Raw genomic sequence first — 22,487 nt, 5'->3', positions numbered from 1 at the left:
AGTCGTATGGGGAACGAGGTCATTCCGGGGGCGGTCAGCATGGGCACATCGGTGTGCTTCAACAGCAAAAGCTGCCTCGTTGTCATAGCGGACTAGTCAGCTCGGACTCGCGGGTTTCACGATGCTGGTCAGTCGCACTGTTTCAGTGATTCGCGGGTGCAACACACAATCAAAACCGACAAGCCGATGGGAGTTAAGTGCGATGCCGGTGATCGACTCTTCCGTCCCTGCTTTGCTGAAGCAGCGGGCGGATCAGCACGCTGACACCACCGCGTATACATTCATCGACTACGGATTGGACCCGAAGGGGTTCGCTGAGAGTTTGACGTGGTCGCAGGTGTACGGTCGTGCCTACACCATCGCTGAAGAGCTCAAATTGTACGGGTCACCGGGTGATCGCGTAGCTATTCTGGCGCCACAGAGTCTGGAATATGTCATTGCATTCCTGGGCGCCCTGCAGGCTGGATTTATCGCAGTTCCGCTCTCGACGCCGCAGTATGGTATTCACGACGATCGCGTTTCCGCGGTATTGCGCGACTCCAACCCGGTCGCCATTCTGACGACGTCGTCGGTCGTCGCCGACGTCGCGAAATACGCGAACGCGCAAGACGGACGACCCGCGCCGTTCGTCATCGAGGTCGATCTGCTTGATCTGGACTCGCAGCGTCAGCTGGCGGCGCCACCGCGGCTGTCGACCGGAGCGGCTTATCTGCAATACACTTCTGGTTCGACCCGCACGCCGGCCGGTGTCATCGTGTCGCACAAAAACGTCATCGCCAACGTGACACAGAGCCTCTATGGCTATTTCGGCGGTCCCGAAATGCCGATCGACGCGGTGCTGCTGTCGTGGCTGCCCTTGTTTCATGACATGGGCCTGATTCTTGGAATATGTGCGCCACTGGTCGCGGGCCGAAGCGCAGTCCTATTCAGCCCGATGTCGTTCTTGCGGCGGCCGGCCTGCTGGATGCAATTGCTCGCCACCACCGGAAGCTGCTTCTCCGCGGCACCGAATTTCGCCTTCGAATTGGCCGTGCGACGGACGTCCGACGAGGATATGGCAGGGCTCGACCTCGGTGACGTGGTCGGAATCGTCAGTGGCAGCGAGCGAATCCACGTGGCGACCGTGAAGCGCTTCACCGAGCGTTTCGCCCGGTACAACCTCAGCCCGACGGCCGTGCGGCCCTCCTACGGGCTCGCGGAAGCGACCCTCTACGTGGCGACCCCCGAACGGGGTACTGCGCCCAGGACCGTTCGTTTCGACTACGAACAGTTGACTGCCGGACAGGCCAGGCGCAGCGGAACCGACGGGCCGGTCGGCACCGAACTCATCAGTTACGGTTCGCCGGACCCGTCGGCCGTGCGCATCGTCGACCCCGAGACCATGATCGAGAATCCGCCGGGGACGGTCGGTGAGATCTGGTTGCACGGTGACCACGTTGCGATGGGATATTGGCGCAAGCCGGAGCAGACGGCGCGCACGTTCAAAGCCAAGCTGGTCGATCCCGCCCCGGGAGCGCCCGAGGGACCGTGGCTGCGGACCGGAGACCTGGGTGTCATATCCGACGGCGAACTGTTCATCATGGGCCGCATCAAAGACCTTCTCATCGTCGATGGCCGCAATCACTACCCCGACGACATCGAGGCGACGATCCAGGAGATCACCGGTGGCCGCGTCGCGGCGATATCCGTCCCGGACGACATCACCGAGCAACTAGTCGCGATCATCGAGCTGAAGCGACGCGGGGCGTCCGCCGAAGAGGCCATGCGCAAGCTACGTTCGGTCAAGCGTGAAGTCACCTTCGCGATCTCGAGGTCACACAGCTTGCGGGTGGCCGACCTGGTTCTGGTCTCCCCCGGGTCGATTCCGATCACCACCAGCGGCAAGGTGCGCCGTTCGGCCTGCGTCGAACGGTATCGCCGCGACGGCTTCAAACGCCTGGATGTGAGCGCATGACGGCGAGCATCAATGGCGAAGCCGATCTTCGCCATTGGCTTGTCGACTACTTGGTGACGAATATCGGTTGTACACCCGACGAGGTCAACCCCAATCTGTCACTGGCCGATCTCGGGGTGAGTTCGCGTGACGCGGTGGTGCTGTCCGGCGAGTTGACCGAGTTATTGGGCAAGACGGTATCCCCGATCGACTTCTGGGAACATCCGACGATCAACGCCCTGGCCGCATATCTCACCGCGCCCGAGCCCGATTCCGAGTCGGACGCGGCGCTCAAGCGTCCCGGTCGAAGCTCGCTGGAAGAGCCGATCGCCGTGATCGGCATGGGGTGCCGGTTTCCCGGGGGGATCACCGGCCCAGATGCGTTGTGGCAGTTTCTTTGTGACCGCCGTTCGGCGATCGGGAAGGTCCCCGACGAACGGTGGGAACAGTTCGACGACGGCTCGCCGGAAGTGCGGGCACTGCTGGACCGCACCACGCGGTGGGGCTCATTCCTGCCCGACATCGACGCATTCGACGCGGAGTTCTTCGAGATCTCCCCCAGCGAAGCCGACAAGATGGACCCCCAGCAGCGCCTGCTGCTGGAAGTGGCCTGGGAAGCGTTGGAACACGCCGGAATTGCGCCCAGCGCGCTGCGGCGCTCGCAGACGGGAGTATTCGCCGGGTCGTGCTTGAGCGAATACGGCGCTATCGCCTCCACCGATCTGTCGCAGGTCGACGGCTGGAGCAATACCGGCGGCGCGATGAGCATCATCGCCAACCGCCTCTCGTATTTCCTCGACCTGCGCGGCCCGTCGGTGGCGCTGGATACCGCATGCTCGTCGTCGTTGGTGGCGATCCACCTGGCCTGCCAGGGCCTTCGGACGCAGGACTGCAACCTGGCCATCGCCGCCGGCGTGAATTTGTTGTTGTCCCCGGCCGTATTTCGCGGCTTCGACCAAGTGGGTGCGTTGTCGCCCACCGGTCATTGCCGCGCCTTCGATGCGGCCGCCGACGGTTTTGTGCGGGGCGAAGGCGCCGGGGTGGTGGTGCTCAAGCGGTTGACCGACGCGCAACGCGACGGCGACCGAGTGCTGGCGGTGATCTGCGGCTCGGCAGTCAATCAGGACGGCCGCTCCAATGGGCTGATGGCACCCAACCCGGCGGCCCAGATGGCCGTACTCCGCGCGGCCTACACCAACGCGGGGATGCAGCCCAACGAAGTCGACTTCGTCGAAGCTCACGGCACCGGAACGCTGCTGGGCGATCCGATCGAAGCCCGAGCCCTCGGCACCGTGCTGGGCCGCGGACGCCCCGAGGACGCTCCCCTGCTCATCGGCGCCGTCAAGACCAATCTCGGCCACACCGAGGCCGCGGCCGGCATCGCCGGCTTCATCAAAACGGTGCTGGCGGTACAGCATGGCCGGATTCCGCCGAACCAGCGCTTCGAAAGCCCCAACCCGCACATCCCGTTCGCCGACCTGCGGATGAAAGTCGTTGACACGCTGACGGAATGGCCGCAGACCGGCCATCCGCGGCGCGCTGGTGTGTCGTCATTCGGATTCGGCGGTACCAACGCGCACGTGGTGATCGAACAGGGCCAGGAAGTGTCGCCGTCACCTCAGCGCGACCTGGACCCGGCGGTGTCGACGCTGGTGGTAGCGGGTAAGGCGGCGCAGCGGGTGGCCGCGACGGCAGGGGTGCTGGCCGACTGGATGGAGGGCCCCGGCGCGGAGGTGCCGTTGGCCGATGTCGCCCACACCGTCAATCATCACCGGTCCCGCCAGGCCAAATTCGGCACTGTGGTCGCGCGTGACCGTGCGCAGGCGGTAGCCGGATTGCGTGCGCTGGCCGCCGGTCAGCACGCCATTGGCGTGGTCGGCCCCCAGGAGGGTTCGCCGGGGCCGGGCACCGTGTTCGTCTACTCCGGTCGCGGCTGGCAATGGCCCGGCATGGGCCGCCAACTACTGGCTGACGAGCCCGATTTCGCTGAGGCCATCGCCGACCTGGAGCCGGTGTTCGTCGAACAGGCCGGCTTCTCGCTGCACGACGTGCTCGCCAATGGCAAGGAACTGGTCGGCATCGAACAGATTCAGCTGGGCCTGATCGGCACGCAGCTGGCGCTGACCGCGCTGTGGCGCTCCTACGGAGTGCAACCCGACGCGGTGATCGGCCACTCGATGGGCGAAGTGGCCGCCGCCGTGGTCGCCGGAGCGCTGACACCTGCCGAGGGCTTGCGGGTGACCGCGACGAGGTCTCGCCTGATGGCGCCGTTGTCGGGGCAGGGCGGCATGGCCCTGCTCGAACTCGACGCCACCGAGACCAAGGCACTCATCGCCGACTACCCGCAAGTGACACTGGGGATATACAACTCGCCGCGCCAGACCGTGATCGCCGGTCCCACCGGGCAGATCGACGAATTGATCAGCCGGGTGCGGGCCCGGGATCGGTTCGCCAGCCGCGTCAATATCGAAGTGGCTCCCCACAACCCGGCCATGGATCCGCTGCAGCCCCAGATGCGTTCGGAGCTGGCCGATTTGAGCCCGCAGACCCCGACGATTCCGGTCATCTCCACCACCTACGAAGACGTCGACAGCTGCCCGGTGTTCGATGCCGAGCACTGGGCCACCAACATGCGCAACCCGGTGCACTTCCAGCAGGCCATCGCACGGGCCGGCGGCACCCACCACACCTTCATCGAGATCAGCGCACACCCGCTGCTGACTCAGGCCGTCATGGACACACTGCGCAGCGCCCAGCACGGAACCCGATACACCAGCATCGGCACCCTGCAACGTGACAGCGACGACACCATCACCTTCCGCACCAACCTCAACACCGTCCACACCGACCACCCACCGCACACGCCACACCCGCCCGAGCCGCACCCGCCCATCCCGACCACTCCCTGGCAGCACCACCGCCACTGGATCACCACCAAACGCTCGGCCCACGTGGCCGCTGCGGCTCCCGCGGCGGGCACCCTGCTCGGCCAACACACCTCGGTCCTGTCGAGTCCGCCGTCTCATCTCTGGCAAGCCAGGTTGGCACCGGATGCCAAGCCGTACCGGGGCCGGTATCGATTCCACCGGGTCGAACTCGTCCCAGCCTCCGTTGTGCTGCATACAATGGTCTCCGCCGCAACAGAATTGGGCTATGGCGCGCTGACCGACATCCGATTTGAGCAACCCGTTTTCGCCGACCAGCCGCGACTGATCCAGGTGGTCGCCGACAACCTGTCGATCGGCCTGGCCTCGATTCCGGCTGCCGAAGCGTCGTCGAACCGGTGGACACGGCATGCGACAGCGCGACTTTCGTCGTCACCGGCCGGTTCGGCCCTTCCCGACAACGGATACCACCGTCAGAATGTTCACGGCGACGAGATTCCCGACGTTGCAGCGTTGTTCGCCGCCCATGGCGTCGACGGCCTGCCCTTCATCTGGTCGGTGGATTCATGGACACCGGAAGCCACCGGGCTCACCGTCGGGATCGAGCTTCCCGAGGCACTGCCCGAGGGCTCGACCGCACCGCTACTGGACGCCGCAGTGCACGTCGGGGCGCTGGCCGACGACACCGACCCGCGGCTCTACGTGCCGGCTGCCATCGAGCAGATGTGGTTCGGCGACCCTGTCGGGACACCGCGCGCCTCGGTGAGGCTCACCCGAACCGCCCGCGACGCCGACGGGATCACCGTCGATGTCGACATCACCGCCCCCGGCGGCGCAGCCAGCATGTCGATGCGCTCACTTCGCTACCGGGCGCTGGACTTCGGCGACGGGCAACCGGCCGCCGAGAGCACCGACGCCCGGACCTTCGTGCACACGATCGACTGGCAACCGCGCGCCGATGTCGTTGACGCGCAAGCCCACCCGGCACCCGGTCGGGTGACCGGACCGCAGCCCGTCGCAGTGATCGGTGATGACGGCGCCCCGCTTCGGACACATCTCGAGAACGCCGGATTCCCGCCCGCAGCGGTGTCGGATGCCCGTTATCTGCTTTACGTCGCGGACTCCCACCCGGCAACAGCCGACGAGACCGACGTCGACTTCTCCGTGCGGATCACCGCCGAAATCGGGGCTCTGGTAAAGACTTTGGCGGCACGAGATGCCGATGAGCCGGCCGTGCTGTGGATCGTCACCCGCGGAGTCCACGAATCGGTGACGCCGTCGGCGCTGCGCCAGAGCTTCCTGTGGGGCCTTGCGGGCGTCATCGCCGCCGAACATCCCCAGCTGTGGGGTGGGCTGGTCGACCTTGCGGCCGACGCCGACCTGGACGAATTCGCGCCGATACTTGTCGATTTGCTTGCGGCACCAAGCAAGTCGATCCTGGTATCACGAGACGGCGTGGTACTGGCCCCCGCCCTGGCGCCGGTGCGTGGCACGCCGGTGCGCCCGTCTTTGCAGTGCCGCCCCGATGCGGCCTACCTCATCACCGGTGGGATGGGAGCGCTGGGTCTGCTGATGGCCGATTGGCTCGCCGATCGCGGCGCCCGTCGCCTGGTGCTGACCGGTCGTACCCCGTTGCCGCCACGGCGGGACTGGGAACTCGAAGCCCTCGACGCCGGCCTGCGAACGAAGATCGACGCCATCCGTGCGCTGGAAATGCGGGGCGTGGCGGTGGAAGCCGTCGCCGTCGACGTCGGATGCCGCGACGACGTACAGGCCCTGCTGGCCAAGCGCGATCGGGACGGAGCCGCGCCGATCCGCGGGATCATCCACGCCGCTGGCGTCACCAACGATCAACTGGTGACGCAGCTGACCGACGATGCGGTGCGACAGGTCATGTGGCCCAAGGTCGCCGGCAGCCAGGTGCTACACGAGGCGTTCCCACCCGGCAGCGTGGACTTCCTCTTCCTGACGGCTTCGGCGGCAGGCATATTCGGCATCCCGGGACAGGGTTCGTACGCGGCCGCCAACTCCTATCTGGACGCGTTGGCACGGGCCCGCCGTCAACAGGGCTGCCACACCATGAGTCTCGACTGGGTTGCCTGGCGGGGGCTTGGTTTCGCCGCCGACGCCCAGATCGTCAGCGACGAGCTGCAGCGCATGGGTTCGCGCGACATCACGCCGTCGGAAGCTTTCACCGCGTGGGAATACGTCGACGGCTACGACGTCGCGCAAGCCGTCGTGGTGCCGGTGCCCTCGCCGGCCGCCGCGCCCGGGTCGATCGGTGCAGCCGCGCACCTGAAGCCGGCGCAGGACTGGTCGCAAATGTCGACCACCGAGGTGCGCACCGAGCTCGAGAAAGGACTGCGCGGCATCATCGCCGCCGAGCTGCGGTTGCGGGAAACAGAACTGGACACCGACCGACCGTTCGCCGAACTGGGGCTCAACTCGTTGATGGCGATGGCGATTCGGCGCGAAGCCGAGCAATTCGTCGGGATAGAGCTGTCGGCGACCATGCTGTTCAATCATCCGACGGTGGCATTGCTGGCCCAGTACCTCACCAAACTCGTCGCACCACAGCAGGATTCGGCCGCCGATGAGATAGCCGCGTTGTCCGCTTCGGCGGGAAGCGTGTTGGACAGCCTGTTCGACCGGATCGAATCGACCTCGACCGAGGGCGAAAGGTGATACGCACCGCCTTCAGCCGGATCTCCGGTATGAGCGCACAGCAACGCGCCACGTTGGCCGAGGAGTTCACCAAGATCTCCCGGATCGCGGTGGCCGAGCCGGTCGCGGTGGTGGGGATCGGCTGCCGGTTTCCCGGCGGCGCCACCGACCCGGACAGCTTCTGGGACTTGCTGGTTGACGCGCGCAACGCGATCTCGCGGGTACCGGCCGATCGGTGGGACGCCGACGCGTTCTACGACCCCGACCCGTTGACGCCGGGCCGGATGACCACCAAGTGGGGCGGATTCGTGCCCGACGTCGCCGGCTTCGACGCCGACTTTTTCGGCATCACCCCTCGCGAAGCCGCCGCGATGGACCCGCAGCAACGGATGCTGCTCGAGGTGTCCTGGGAGGCCCTCGAACATGCCGGCATTCCGCCGGATTCACTGGCCGGCAGCCGGACCGGCGTCATGATGGGCGTCTATTTCAACGAATACCAGTCCATGCTGGCCGCCAGCCCGGAAAACGTGGACGCCTACAGCGGCACCGGAAACGCGCACAGCATCACGGTGGGCCGGATCTCGTACCTGTTGGGGCTGCGCGGTCCGGCGGTGGCGGTGGACACCGCGTGTTCATCGTCGTTGGTGGCGGTTCACCTGGCCTGTCAAAGCCTGCGGCTGCGTGAAACGGACTTGGCGCTGGCCGGCGGCGTCAGCATCACCCTTCGCCCGGAGACCCAAATCGCGATATCGGCCTGGGGATTGCTGTCCCCACAGGGCCGGTGCGCCACCTTCGACGCGGCGGCCGACGGGTTCGTGCGCGGCGAGGGCGCCGGCGTCGTGGTGCTCAAGCGGTTGACCGACGCGGTGCGCGACGGCGACCGGGTGCTCGCAGTGGTGCGCGGCTCGGCGGTCAACCAGGACGGCCGCTCCAACGGGGTGACTGCGCCCAATACGGCGGCCCAGTGCGACGTGATCGCCGATGCGTTGCGATCTAGTGACGTCGCACCCGAAAGCGTGAACTATGTCGAAACCCATGGAACGGGCACGGTACTGGGCGATCCGATCGAGTTCGAGGCGCTGGCGTCGACATACGGCCGGGGCGAGGGTTCGTGCGCGCTCGGGGCGGTGAAGACCAATATCGGGCATCTGGAGGCGGCGGCCGGGATCGCGGGGTTCATCAAGGCCGCGCTGGCGGTGCAGCACGCCACGATCCCGCCGAATCTGCATTTCTCGCAATGGAATCCAGCCATCGATGTCGCGCCGACGAGGTTCTTCGTTCCCACCGAGAACACTGCGTGGCCGGCCACGGCGGGTCAAGTCGGGCCGCGGCGCGCGGCGGTGTCGTCGTTCGGACTGGGCGGGACCAACGCGCACGTCATCATCGAGCAGGGTCCCGAACAGGTTCCGGTATCGGGTCCCGACACCAACACCTGCACCGACACCGAACCCGACACCGAGGTGTCGACGCTGCTGGTGACCGGCAAGACGCCGCAGCGGGTGGCCGCCACGGCGGCCGTGCTGGCCGACTGGATGGAGGGCCCGGGCGCCGAGGTGGCGCTGACCGACGTGGCCCACACGCTGAATCACCACCGCGCCCGGCACGCCAAGTACGGCATCGTGGTCGCCCGCGAACGCGCCCAGGCGGTGGCCGGGTTGCGTGCCCTGGCGGCCGGGCAGCACGCCACCGGCGTGGTCGGCCCCCGGGACGGCTCGCCCGGGCCGGGCACGGTGTTCGTCTACTCCGGACGCGGATCGCAATGGGCCGGGATGGGTCGCCGATTGCTCGCCGACGAGCCCGCTTTCGCCGCCGCGGTCGCCGAATTGGAGCCGGTTTTCGTCGAGCAGGCCGGCTTCTCGCTGCACGAGGTCATTTCCGGCGGAAAGGAACTGGTCGGTATCGAGCAGATCCAGCTGGGCCTCATCGGCATGCAGCTGACATTGACCCAGCTGTGGCGCTCCTACGGGGTGCAACCCGACCTGGTGATCGGCCACTCCATGGGCGAGGTGGCCGCTGCCGTGGTCGCCGGAGCCCTTACCCCCGCCGAGGGATTGCGGGTCACCGCCACCCGTTCGCGGCTGATGGCCCCGCTGTCCGGGCAGGGCGGCATGGCCATCCTCGGCCTCGACGCCGCGCAGACCGAAGCGCTCATCGCCGACTACCCGCAGGTGACTCTGGGGATCTACAACTCCCCGCGCCAGACCGTGATCGCCGGGCCCACCGCGCAGATCGACCAGCTGATCACCCGGGTGCGGGCCCAGAACCGCTTCGCCGGCCGGGTGAATATCGAAGTGGCCCCGCACAATCCGGCCATGGATGCGCTGCAGCCCCGGATGCGTTCGGAACTGGCCGATCTGGCCCCGCGGACACCAACCATTCCGATCATCTCCACCACTTACGAAAACCTGTCTACCCGACCGGTTTTCGACGCCGAGCACTGGGCCACCAACATGCGCAACCCGGTGCGCTTCCAGCAAGCCATCACTGCGGCCGGCGCCCAGCACCACACCTTCATCGAGATCAGCGCACACCCGCTGTTGACCCAGGCCATCACCGACACGCTGGAAGCCGCACACCCGGAAGGCAGCGCGGGCACCTTCGCGACTATCGGGACGCTGCAACGCGATACCGATGACACCGGCACGTTCCGCGGTAACCTCTACACCGCCCTGGACCACCCACCGCAGACCCCGCACCCGCCGGAGCCGCACCCCGCCATCCCCACCACCCCGTGGCAACACACCCGCCACTGGATCAGCGCCGCGGCGGGCACCGAGCGTCCGACTCCCAACAAAGTCGCGACGCCCGGACACGTGCACTCCGAAAACCGCACGCTCGACGATTGGTGCTACGAACTGGCCTGGCCGGCCTGCCCGGCACCGCAGCCCGATCCACCAAGCACCGCGCGCTGGCTGATGGTAGCCGATGACGAATTGTGCACCGAGCTGCGCCGTGTCGCGGGTGCGGATTCCCGGGTCGAGCTCCTGCCGTTGACCGCGCTCGCCGACGACGGTGACCTGCGCGCGCTGCTGCAAGCCCGGCCCGCGCTGGACCATGTGCTCTACGCACCGCCAGTTTCCGCCGACCCCCTGGACGTGGGACAGGCCTACCGGGTATTCCACGCAACCCGGCGGCTTGCCGCCGCAATGAGGGCACGCAACTCGCCGGCGAAGTTGTTCGTCGTGACCCGCAATGCCCAACCCGTCGCGGAGGGTGATCGGGCCAACCCCGCCCATGCGGTGCTGTGGGGCCTGGGTCGCTCGCTGGCCCTGGAGCATCCCGAAATCTGGGGCGGGCTCATCGATCTCGACCACTCGACACCGGCAGCGCTGGCGGTGCGGCAGCTGCTGGCCGCAGTCCGGGGTGCCGACGAGGAGGACCAGGTCGTGTACCGGCTGGGTGCCCGCCATGTGCCCCGGCTGCAGTGGCGGCCGGTGCCCACCGACACCGTCGCCCTCAGTTCTGACGCGAGTCAACTGGTGATCGGGGCTACCGGCAACATCGGGCCGCACCTGATCCGCCAACTGGCCCAGATGGGAGCCACGACCATCGTCGCGGTATCACGCAACCCCGGCGACCGGCTGCACGCGCTGGCCGAAAGCCTTGCCGCAGCAGGCAAGAGCCTCGTCACGGTTGCCGCGGATGTGACCGACGAAGGCGCCATGACGGCGCTGTTCGACCGGTTCGGCGCCGACTTGCCGCCGCTGGAGGGCATCTACCTGGCTGCCTTCGCCGGCCGGCCGGTCTTGCTGAGCGAGATGACCGACGACGACGTCGAGGCCATGTTCGCGCCCAAACTGGACGCCGCAGCCCTGTTGCACCGCCTGTCGGTGACGACGCCGGCGCGCTATTTCGTGCTGTTCTCCTCCATCTCAGGCCTGACCGGTTCGCGCTGGTTGGCGCACTACACGGCGACCAGCGGTTACTTGGACGCCCTGGCGTATGCGCGCCGCGTTATGGGCCTGCCGGCCACCGTCGTCGACTGGGGGTTGTGGAAATCCCTTGCCGATGCCGAGCATCAGGCCAATCAGGTCAGTGTGGGATCGGGGCTGCTGCCCATGGACGACGAGGTCGCCATCGGGGCGCTGCCGCTGGTGATGAACCCGGCGGCTGGGGTGCGCACGGCCGTGGTGGCCGCGGATTGGCCGCTGCTGGCGGCCGCATACCGCACCAGGGGATCACTGCGTATCGTCGACGACCTACTGCCGGCGCCGGAAGATGTCACGTTGCCGGAAAGCGAATTCCGCCAAGCCTTGCGGAAATGTCACCCGCAACGCCGACAGGACATGCTGTTCGACCACGTCGGCGCATTGGCCGCCGCGGTGATGGGAATGCCCGCCACCCAGACGCTGGACCCGTCGGCGGGCTTCTTCCAACTCGGCATGGATTCGCTGATGAGCGTCACGCTGCAACGGTCGCTGTCGGAAAGCCTCGGCGAGTTCCTGCCCGCATCGGTGGTTTTCGACTACCCGACGGTTTACAGCCTTACCGACTATCTGGCCACCATCCTGCCCGAGCTCATCGAAACAAGCGCGTCAACGGAAGGGGCCGCACCTGACGAGCCGGTCCCCGACACCTACGACGAACTCACCGAAGACGAGCTCCTGGAACAGCTTTCCGAACGACTAAGGGGAACGCGATGACCGCCGCGACACCGGATCGCCGAGCGATCATTACCGAGGCGTTGCACAAAATCGACGACCTCACGGCGCGCCTGGAACTTGCCGAAAAGTCCAGCACCGAGCCAATCGCGGTGGTGGGCATGGGATGCCGGTTCCCGGGCGGGGTGAACAACCCCGAACAGTTCTGGGAGTTGTTGTGCGACGGCCGAAGCGGCATCGTCCGGGTTCCCGCCGAGCGGTGGGACGCCGACGCCTTCTACACCGACGACCACACCGTGCCGGGGACCATTTGCAGCCGTGACGGCGGATTCCTCACCGACTGGCAGCCCGACGAATTCGACGCCGAGTTCTTCTCGATCTCCCCCCGTGAAGCCGCGGCCATGGACCCCCAGCAGCGGTTGTTGATCGAAGTCGCCTGGGAAGCGTTGGAGAACGCTGGCCTGCCACCGCATTTGATCCGCGGCACCCAAACCTCGGTATTCGTCGGCGTCACCGCCTACGACTACATGCTGACCTTGGCCGGTCAGCTTCGCCCCGAAGAGCTCGACGCCTACATCCCGACCGGGAACTCGGCGAACTTCGCCGCCGGACGGCTGGCCTACATCCTGGGTGCTCGCGGCCCCGCGGTGGTCATCGACACGGCCTGCTCGTCGTCGTTGGTGGCGGTGCACCTGGCCTGCCAGAGCCTGCGTTCGCGGGAAAGCGACATGGCGCTGGTCGGTGGGACCAACCTGTTGCTCAGCCCCGGACCGAGCATCGCGTGCTCGCGCTGGGGAATGCTGTCGCCGGAAGGTCAGTGCAAGACCTTCGATGCGTCCGCCGACGGATACGTCCGCGGCGAGGGCGCCGCGGTGGTGGTGCTCAAGCGGTTGGACGACGCGGTGCGCGACGGCGACCGCATCCTTGCGGTGGTGCGCGGGTCGGCCGTCAACCAGGACGGCGCCAGCAGCGGGGTGACCGTCCCCAACGGGCCCGCCCAACAAGCACTGCTGCGCACCGCATTGGCGTCGTCCAGATTAGCGGCTGCCGACATCGACTACATCGAAGCCCACGGGACGGGCACTCCCTTGGGTGACCCGATCGAACTCGACTCGCTGAGCAAGGTTTTCAGCGAGCGGGAGAGCTCACCTCCGTTGGTGATCGGCTCGGTGAAGACCAACCTGGGTCACCTGGAAGCCGCGGCGGGTGTCGCCGGGTTCATGAAAGCCGTACTCGCCGTGGGCAACGGCTACATTCCGCGGCACCTCAACTTCGGGGAGTTAACACCGCATGCCAGCGAGGCCGCGGCCCGGCTGACCATCGCGGCCGACGGCATGGCATGGCCGGAAACCGGCCGGCCGCGGCGCGCGGGCATCTCTTCGTTCGGCGTCAGCGGGACGAACGCGCATGTGGTGATCGAGCAGGCGCCCGCCCCGGCGGCGGTTGCGCCGCGCGGCCCGGCTCCGGCGGTGTCGACCCTGGTGGTGTCGGGCAAGACGACGCAGCGGGTGGCCGCAACGGCATCGGTGCTGGCGGATTGGCTGGAAGGCCCGGGCGCCGGGGTGTCGCTGGCCGACGCCGCGCACACCCTCAACCATCACCGGCCCCGGCACGCCAAGTTCGCCACGGTGACCGCCGTGGATCGGGGCCAGGCGGTGGCGGGGTTGCGGGCGCTGGCCGCGGGTCAATCCGCCCCGGGCGTGGTGGCTCCCCGGGAGGGCTCGATCGGGCCGGGCACGGTGTTCGTCTACTCCGGACGTGGGTCGCAGTGGGCCGGAATGGGCCGCCAGCTGCTGGCCGACGAACCGGCATTCGCTGCCGCCGTAGCCGAACTGGAGCCGGATTTCGTTGCGCAGGCCGGGTTTTCGCTGCAGGAGGTGATCGCCGGCGGCAAGGAGCTGGTCGGCATCGAGCAGATCCAGCTCGGGGTGATCGGCATGCAGCTGGCGCTCACCGAGCTGTGGCGCTCCTACGGGGTGCAGCCCGACCTGGTGATCGGCCACTCCATGGGCGAAGTGGCCGCCGCGGTGGTCGCCGGCGCGCTCACGCCGGCGCAGGGCCTGCGGGTCACCGCCACCCGGTCGCGACTGATGGCGCCGCTGTCCGGGCAGGGCACGATGGCGCTGCTGGAACTCGACGCCACCGAAACCGAAGCCCTCATCGCCGACTACCCGCAGGTGAGCCTCGGGATCTACGCCTCACCACGCCAAACCGTGATCGCCGGGCCGCCGCAACAGATCGGCGCTCTTATCGAGACGGTGCGCCAACGGGGCGGCTTCGCCACCCGGGTCAACATCGAGGTGGCCCCGCACAACCCGGCCATGGATGCGCTGCAGCCCCGAATGCGTTCGGAACTTGCCGATCTCACCCCGCGGCCGCCGACCATGCCGATCATCTCCACCACCTACGCCGACCTCGACAGCCAACCGGTCTTCGACGCCGAGCACTGGGCCACCAACATGCGCAACCCGGTGCGTTTCCACCAGGCCATCGCGCATGCCTTCGGCGGCCCGGGCGGGCCCCACCACACCTTCATCGAGATCAGCGCGCACCCGCTGCTGACCCACTCGATCAGCGACACCCTCGCGAGCACGCATCACGACGCCGAGTATCTGAGCATCGGCACGCTGCAACGCGACACCCACGACACCCTGACGTTCCACACCAACCTCAACACGACACACACCACGCACCCGCCGCAAACCCCGCACCCGCCCGAACCGCACCCCGTGCTGCCCACCACCCCGTGGCAGCACACCCACCACTGGATCAGCGCCACGTCGCACTCCGGGTCCGCATTACACCGGGCAGGTATCCACCCGCTGCTCGGCGTCGGTGTCACCGACCCCACCAACGGCACCCGGATTTGGGAAAGCGAGCTCGCCCCGGACCTGTTGTGGCTCGGCGATCACGTCATCGACGACCTCTGCGTGCTGCCGGGGGCGGCGTACGCCGAGGTCGCGCTGGCCGCCGCGACGGAGGCCTTCCCGGTCGAGCACGACGGGCCCGAGCAGCCCTGGATGATCGGCGAGCTCGACCTCCACCAGATGCTGCACGTGACCGAAGGCACCGTACTGGTCACCACGCTCACCGGCGACGAACAACGCTGCCGGATCGAAATACGCTCTCGCAGTGGGTCTTCGGAATGGACCACCCATGCCACCGCCACCGTTGCCCGCGCCCAGTCAGTGGCGCCGTCGGATGCCGAGGCACCTGGTGCGGCGGTCGGCGACACGGCGGACGAACTCGACCCCGACGAGCTCTACCAGCGACTGCGCGGCGCCGGCCAACAACACGGACCGGCGTTTCAAGGCATCGTCGGGCTCGCCGTCGAGCAATCCGGCGCGGCCCGCGCCGACGTGCGGCTACCCTCGTCGGCCAGACCGGGTTCCCGCGACTTCCTACTGCATCCGGTCATGATGGACATCGCGTTGCAGACGCTGGGCGCCACCCGGATGGCCACCGACCTGGCCGGCGGGCAGACCGCCCGGAAATCCCTGGTGGTGCCGGTACGTTACGCGGGCGTGCAGGTATACGGCGACGTCACCCGCGGCGTCCGCGCCGTCGGCACCCTCGCCGCGCGCGAGGGTTCGGACCGGCTGGTCGGCGAAGTCGTCCTGACCGATCCGGATGGCCTGCCGCTGCTGGTCATCGACGAAGTCGAAATGGCCGTGCTTGGATCCGGCAGTGGCGCAACCGAACTCACCCAACGCCTGTTCACGTTGGAGTGGGAACCGGCGCCGCCGACCAAGGCGGACCCCACGTCCCCGGGCCCGGACCGGCTGTTGTTGATCGGTGACCCGGCCGCGGGCGACCCGTTGCTGCCCGCGTTGCGGTCGTCGCTGTCCGACCGTATCGAGGTGGAACTGGTCTCGCCGCACGACGACGCGGCGCTGCACGCGGCGATCACCCGATCCGGCTCCGGGTGGGACGGCATCGTCATGGTCTGTCCCCCCCGCAGCGTCGACGAATCGTTGCCCGACGACGGTCAGCTGGAGCTGGCGCAGACGCGCACCCTGCTGATCGCCCGTGTGGTGGAGACCGTGACGCGGATGGGCACCCGTAAGAGCCCGCGGCTGTGGATCGTCACCCGCGGCGCCCAGCAGTTCGATCCCACCGACTCGGTCACGTTGGCGCAGACCGAGTTACGTGGAATCGCCCGGGTGTTGACGTTCGAGCATTCCGAACTCAAGACCACCCTCGTCGACATCGAACCCGAAGGCACCGGCTCAGTGACCGACCTGACCGCGGAGCTGCTCGCCGGGTCGGACCACGACGAGGTCGCCTACCGCGACGGACAGCGCTACGTCAACCGGCTGGTGCCCGCCCCCACCACCGCGAAGGGTGATCTGGCCGCCGAGTCCCGCCGCACCGTCGTGAACCTCGACGGCACCGGGCCTTTGGGCGGAGCTGTCCGGCTGCAGATCGACCAGCCCGGCCGGCTGGACGCGCTCACGGTCCACGAGGTGAAACGGCCCAGGCCGCACGGCGATCAGGTCGAGGTCCGGGTGGTCGCCGCGGGACTCAACTTCAGCGACGTGCTCAAGGCGATGGGCGTGTATCCGGGGCTCGACGGCGCCGCGCCGGTGATCGGTGGCGAGTGCGTCGGCTACGTGACCGCCGTCGGCGACGACGTCGACTCGGTCGAGATCGGGCAGCGCGTCATCGCCTTCGGTCCCGGCACCTTCGGCACCCACGTGGGCACGCTCGCCGATCTCGTCGTCCCCATCCCCGACGCGCTGCCCGACAACGAGGCGGCCACGTTCGGCGTCGCATATCTGACCGCCTGGCATTCACTGTGCGAGATCGGGCGGCTGGCCCCGGGCGAACGTGTGCTCATCCACTCCGCCACCGGCGGCGTCGGCATGGCAGCGGTCTCGATCGCGAAGATGATCGGCGCCCGCATCTACACCACAGCCGGCTCGGACGCCAAACGCGACATGCTCTCCAAGCTCGGCGTCGAGTACGTCGGCGACTCACGCAGTGTGGATTTCGCCGACGAGATCCTCGAGCTCACCAACGGCTACGGGGTCGATATCGTTCTCAATTCGCTTGCCGGAGAAGCAATTCAGCGTGGTGTGCAGATCCTGGCGCCCGGTGGCCGGTTCATCGAGCTCGGTAAGAAGGACGTCTACGCAGACGCCAACCTGGGGCTGGCCGCGCTGGCCAAAAGCGCGTCGTTCTCCGTGGTAGACCTCGACCTGAACCTCAAGCTGCAACCGGCGAAGTACCGCCAGCTCCTGCAACACATCCTGGAGCACGTGGCAGCCGGTAGCCTGCCGGTGCTGCCCGTCACCGAATTCAGCCTGCGCGACGCGGCCGACGCATTCCGGCTGATGGCCTCCGGTAAGCACACCGGCAAAATCGTCATCTCGATACCGGATAGCGGCAGCATCGAAGCGGTCGCGTCGCCGCCACCACTCCCACTGGTCAGCCCCGACGGCGGCTACCTGATCGTCGGCGGCATGGGCGGTCTCGGCTTCGTCGTCGCCCGCCGGCTGGTCGAGCAGGGCGCGGGATTGGTTGTCCTGAACGGACGTTCGGCTCCCGGCGACGATGTCGGGGCGGCCATCGCGGAGCTGCGCGCCGCGGGTCACCGGATCGAGGTGGTCACCGGCGACATCGCCGAACCGGGTACCGCCGACCGGCTGGTGCAAGCGGTCGAAGCGGCCGGTTTCCGGCTGGCCGGTGTCCTGCACAGCGCGATGGTGCTGGCCGACGAAATCGTGTTGAACATGACCGATTCGGCCGCCGCGCGGGTTTTCGCTCCGAAGGTCGACGGCAGCTGGCGGCTGCACCAGGCAACGGCGTCGCGGGACGTGGACTGGTGGCTCACCTTCTCCTCGGCCGCCGCGCTGCTCGGCACACCCGGGCAGGGCGCCTACGCCGCCGCGAACTCCTGGGTCGACGGCCTGGTCGCGTATCGGCGCTCGCGTGGACTGCCCGCGGTCGGAATCAACTGGGGCCCATGGGCCGAGGTCGGTCGCGCTCAGTTCTTCGCCGACCTGGGCGTGTCGATGATCACCGCCGAGCAGGGACTGGCCGCGATGCAGGCGGTGCTCGCCGCCGATCGGGCGCGCACCGGTGTGTTCAGCCTGGACGCCCGGCAGTGGTTCCAATCCTTCCCCGCGGTGGCCGGGTCGTCGTTGTTCGCGAAATTGCAGGAGTCGACGGTGCCCGAGCGAAGCGGCGGCGGCAAGGTCCGGGCGCAGCTGGACGCCCTCGACGCGGCCGAGCGGCCCGGCTACCTGGCGTCGGCGATCGCCGGCGAGATCCGCGGGGTGCTGCGCTCGAGCGATCCGATCGACCACGACCGGCCGTTGGAGACTCTGGGGCTCGATTCGCTGATGGCCCTGGAATTGCGAAACCGGCTGGAAGCAAGTCTGGGCATCACCTTGCCGGTCGCCCTGGTGTGGGCCTACCCGACGATCACCGATCTGGCGGCCGCCTTGTGCGAACGCATGGACTATGCGCCGCCGGCCGCTGCGCAGCAGACCGCTGACGCGGAACCCGAACTGTCTGACGAGGAGATGGACTTGCTCGCCGATCTGGTCGAAGCCAGCGAGCTGGAAGCCGCCGCGCGAGGTGAGTCATGACGAGCCTGGCAGAGCGCGCGGCGCAACTGTCGCCGAACGCCCGGGCCGCCCTGGCGCGCGAGCTCGTGCGCGCCGGGACGGTCTTCCCCACCGACATCGCCGAGCCGATCGCGGTGGTGGGTGTCGGTTGCCGTTTCCCCGGGAATGTGACTGGACCGGAAAGCTTTTGGCAACTGCTGGTCGACGGTGTGGACACCATCGGCGAGGTGCCGCCGGATCGCTGGGATGCGGACGCGTTCTACGACCCCGACCCGTCGGCGCCCGGGCGAATGACGACGAAATGGGGCGGTTTCGTTTCCGACGTCGACGCTTTCGACGCCGACTTCTTCGGCATCACGCCCCGCGAAGCCGTGGCGATGGACCCACAGCATCGAATGCTGCTCGAGGTTGCCTGGGAAGCGCTCGAACACGCCGGTATCCAGCCGGATTCCCTGAGCGGCAGCCGAACCGGCGTGATGATGGGGCTGTCGTCGTGGGACTACACGATCGTCAACATCGAACGCAGAGCCGACATCGACGCCTACCTGAGCACCGGAACCCCGCATTGCGCTGCGGTGGGCCGGATCTCCTACCTGCTGGGATTGCGCGGTCCGGCCGTCGCCGTGGACACCGCGTGCTCGTCGTCGTTGGTGGCGATCCACCTGGCCTGTCAAAGCCTGCGGCTGCGCGAAACCGACGTCGCACTCGCCGGCGGGGTGCAGCTCACGTTGTCCCCGTTCACCGCGATCGCGCTGTCCAAGTGGTCGGCGCTGTCGCCGACCGGTCGCTGCAACAGCTTCGACGCCAACGCCGACGGATTCGTGCGCGGCGAGGGCTGCGGTGTGGTGGTGCTCAAACGGTTGGCCGACGCGCTGCGCGACCGGGACCGGGTACTGGCGGTGGTCCGAGGTTCGGCAACCAACCAGGACGGCCGCTCCAACGGCATGACCGCACCCAACGCGCTGGCTCAGCGCGACGTGATCGCCTCGGCGCTGCGGCTCGCCGACGTCACCGCCGACAGCGTCCAGTATGTCGAAACACACGGCACCGGAACAATATTGGGCGATCCCATCGAGTTCGAGTCGCTGGCGACCACGTATGGCGTTGGTAAAGGCCAGAGCGAGAGCGCGTGCGCGTTGGGCTCGGTCAAGACCAACATCGGTCACCTGGAGGCCGCCGCCGGGGTGGCCGGATTCATCAAGGCGGTGCTGGCGGTCGAGCGCGGACAGATTCCGCGCAATCTGCACTTCACCCGGTGGAACCCCGCCATCGACGCGTCGGCGACCCGGCTGTTCGTGCCTACCGATACCGCCCCGTGGCCCGCGGCATCCGGACCGCGCCGCGCCGCGGTGTCGTCGTTCGGCCTCAGCGGGACCAACGCACACGTCGTCCTCGAGCAAGGCCCGGGCCAGGCACCACCGGCAGCCGTCGAAGCATCCCCCGTCACGACCGTGGCGGTGTCGGGCAAGACGGTGCAACGCGTGGCCGCCATGGCCGCGGCGTTGGCCGACTGGATGTCCGGGCCGGGCGCGGCGGCATCGCTTGCCGACGTGGCGCACACCATGAACCGTCACCGGAGCCGGTACGCCAAGGTCGCCACCGTGATCGCGCGTGACCGCGCGGAGGCGGTCGCAGGCTTGCGGGCGCTGGCGGCCGGACAGCCGCGGGTGGGTGTGGTGGGCTGTGATCAGCGTGCTGGTGGGCCGGGCCGGGTATTCGTGTACTCGGGTCAGGGCTCGCAGTGGGCCGGGATGGGCCGGCAGTTGCTGGCCGACGAACCAGCGTTCGCCAAGGCGGTAGCCGAGCTGGAGCCGGTATTCGTTGCCCAGGTTGGCTTTTCGTTACAGCAGACACTTTCCGCGGGCGACGAGGTCGTGGGCATCGACCGCATCCAGCCAGTGCTGGTCGGGATGCAGCTGGCCCTGACCGAGTTGTGGCGGTCCTATGGCGTGACACCCGATGCGGTGATCGGGCATTCGATGGGTGAGGTGGCCGCGGCGGTCGTGGCCGGCGCGTTGACAGCCGAGCAGGGCTTGAAGGTGATCGCCACCCGGTCGCGGTTGATGGCCCGGCTGTCGGGTCAGGGCGCGATGGCGCTGCTCGAACTCGATGCCGATGCCACCGAGTCGCTGATCGCCGACTATCCGCAAGTGACGCTGGCGGTGTATGCATCGCCGCGTCAGTCGGTGATCGCCGGGCCGCCCGAGGCGGTCGACGCGATAATCGCTGCGGTTGCCGCACAGAATCGGCTGGCCCGACGCGTCGAGGTCGACGTGGCCTCCCATCACCCGATCATCGACCCCATCCTGCCCGAATTGCGAAGCGCGCTCGCGGATTTGACCCCGCAGCCGCCGCGCATCCCGATCATCACAACCACTCACCCCTGTGAAGCGCATTCGCACCCGGTGATGGATGCCGACTATTGGTCGGCCAACCTGCGCAACCCGGTGCGATTCCACCAGGCCATTAGAGCCGCAGCCGCCGCCGAGCACCATGGCTGCCATGCCTTCATCGAGATGAGCCCGCACCCGGTGCTCATTCACGCCATCACCGAAACCCTGGAGGGGGCCGGTGACCAGATCGTCACGGGGACAATGAACCGCGACCAAGACCAAACCCTGTTCTTCCACACCCAACTCGCCACAGTCGGGGCGACCACCCCGGACGACACCAGCGGGCGCCTCGTGGACGTACCGTGCACACCGTGGCAGCACAGCAGATTCTGGGTCACGGATCGATCCGCGATGTCGGAACTGGCCGCCACCCATCCACTGCTCGGCGCCCACATCCAGATGCCCAGCGGCGGAAACCACGTGTGGCAGGCCGATGTCGGCACCGACGTATCCCCGTGGCTGGCCGATCACAAGGTGTTCGGCCAACCGATCATGCCGGCCGCGGCGTTCGCCGAGATCGCGTTGGCTGCGGGTGCCGAAGCGCTGGGCGTATCCGCCGACTCGATCGGCGTCAACCAGTTCGAGGTCGAGCAGATGCTGCCCCTCGACAACCACACCCAGCTGACCACCCAGTTGATTCGCAATGGGGACAGCCAGATTCGGGTCGAAATGTATTCCCGCTCGCCCAACGGCGACTTCCGCCGGCACGCCACGGCCAGGGTCGAACAGGCGCCGCCCGACGCCGCGCACACCCGTCCGGGGGCGCATCGTTCGTCCACCGCGGGAGCCGTGTCGCCCGCCGATTTCTATGCCCTGCTCCGCCAGACCGGTCAACACCATGGTCCCGCCTTCGCCGCGCTGAGCCGAATATCGCGTTTGTCCGACGGTTCCGCCGAAACCGAGATCACCCTTCCCGACGAGGCTCCCCGGCACCCCGGATACCGGCTTCATCCGGCCATGCTGGATGCGGCCCTGCAAAGCCTGGGTGCCGCAATACCCGACGGCGAGGTCGCGGGGTCAGCCGAAGCCAGCTATCTGCCGGTGTCCTTCGACAAGGTTCGGGTCTACCGCGACATCGGCCGCCACCTCACGTGTCGCGCCCAGCTGGTCAACCTCGACGGCGGCGCCGGCAAGTTGGGCAACGTCGTCTTGATCGACGACGCCGGGCAGATAGCGGCCGAAATCGGCGGCATCTACCTGCGACGGGTCGAGCGCCGGGCGGTGCCACTGCCGTTGGCGCAGAAGATGTTCGATGCCGAGTGGATCGAAAGCCCGATCACGGTCGAGGCCGGTCCACAGGCGGGATGCGAGACCGCACCCGGCAGTTGGCTGGTGCTCACCGACGCGACCGCGGACAGCCAAACCCGGCTCATGGCCGACCAGTTCATCGAGCGGTGGCCTTCGCCGGTGCGGCGGGTGATCCGGATCGCCTGCCG

Annotated in this window: 5 protein-coding genes; all 5 read left to right on the top strand. The window is 67.8% G+C overall.

The features are described from left to right. The first annotated feature begins 202 nt into the window (after positions 1–202). Entirely contained in the window at positions 203–1,954 is a 1,752-nt protein-coding gene (gene fadD26 / locus EET03_RS08015) for a long-chain-fatty-acid--AMP ligase FAAL26/FadD26 (protein ID WP_075543608.1), read from the top strand. Next, a complete protein-coding gene (locus EET03_RS08010) occupies positions 1,951–7,503 on the top strand; it encodes a type I polyketide synthase (RefSeq protein ID WP_099194063.1) in 5,553 nt (1,850 codons plus the stop codon). The genes fadD26 and EET03_RS08010 overlap by 4 nt, the downstream gene beginning before the upstream one ends. Then, complete coding sequence (locus EET03_RS08005; protein WP_099194062.1) at positions 7,500–12,125, top strand: type I polyketide synthase; 4,626 nt, start codon at positions 7,500–7,502, stop codon at positions 12,123–12,125. The genes EET03_RS08010 and EET03_RS08005 overlap by 4 nt, the downstream gene beginning before the upstream one ends. Next, positions 12,122–18,679: a type I polyketide synthase gene (locus tag EET03_RS08000; RefSeq protein WP_099194061.1), complete on the top strand. Its 6,558-nt coding sequence runs from the start codon at positions 12,122–12,124 to the stop codon at positions 18,677–18,679. Before EET03_RS08005 ends, EET03_RS08000 begins: the two co-directional genes overlap by 4 nt. Then, positions 18,676–22,487: type I polyketide synthase (locus tag EET03_RS07995; RefSeq protein WP_136625660.1), on the top strand; the 3,812-nt coding region annotated here is incomplete at its 3' end. The genes EET03_RS08000 and EET03_RS07995, both read left to right, overlap by 4 nt.

Origin of the sequence: Mycobacterium innocens, assembly GCF_900566055.1 — a bacterium.
GTDB classification, from domain to species: Bacteria; Actinomycetota; Actinomycetes; order Mycobacteriales; family Mycobacteriaceae; genus Mycobacterium; species Mycobacterium innocens.
The sequence above is the reverse complement of the archived record's forward strand: the minus strand, read 5'-3'. Positions and strand labels throughout refer to the sequence as shown.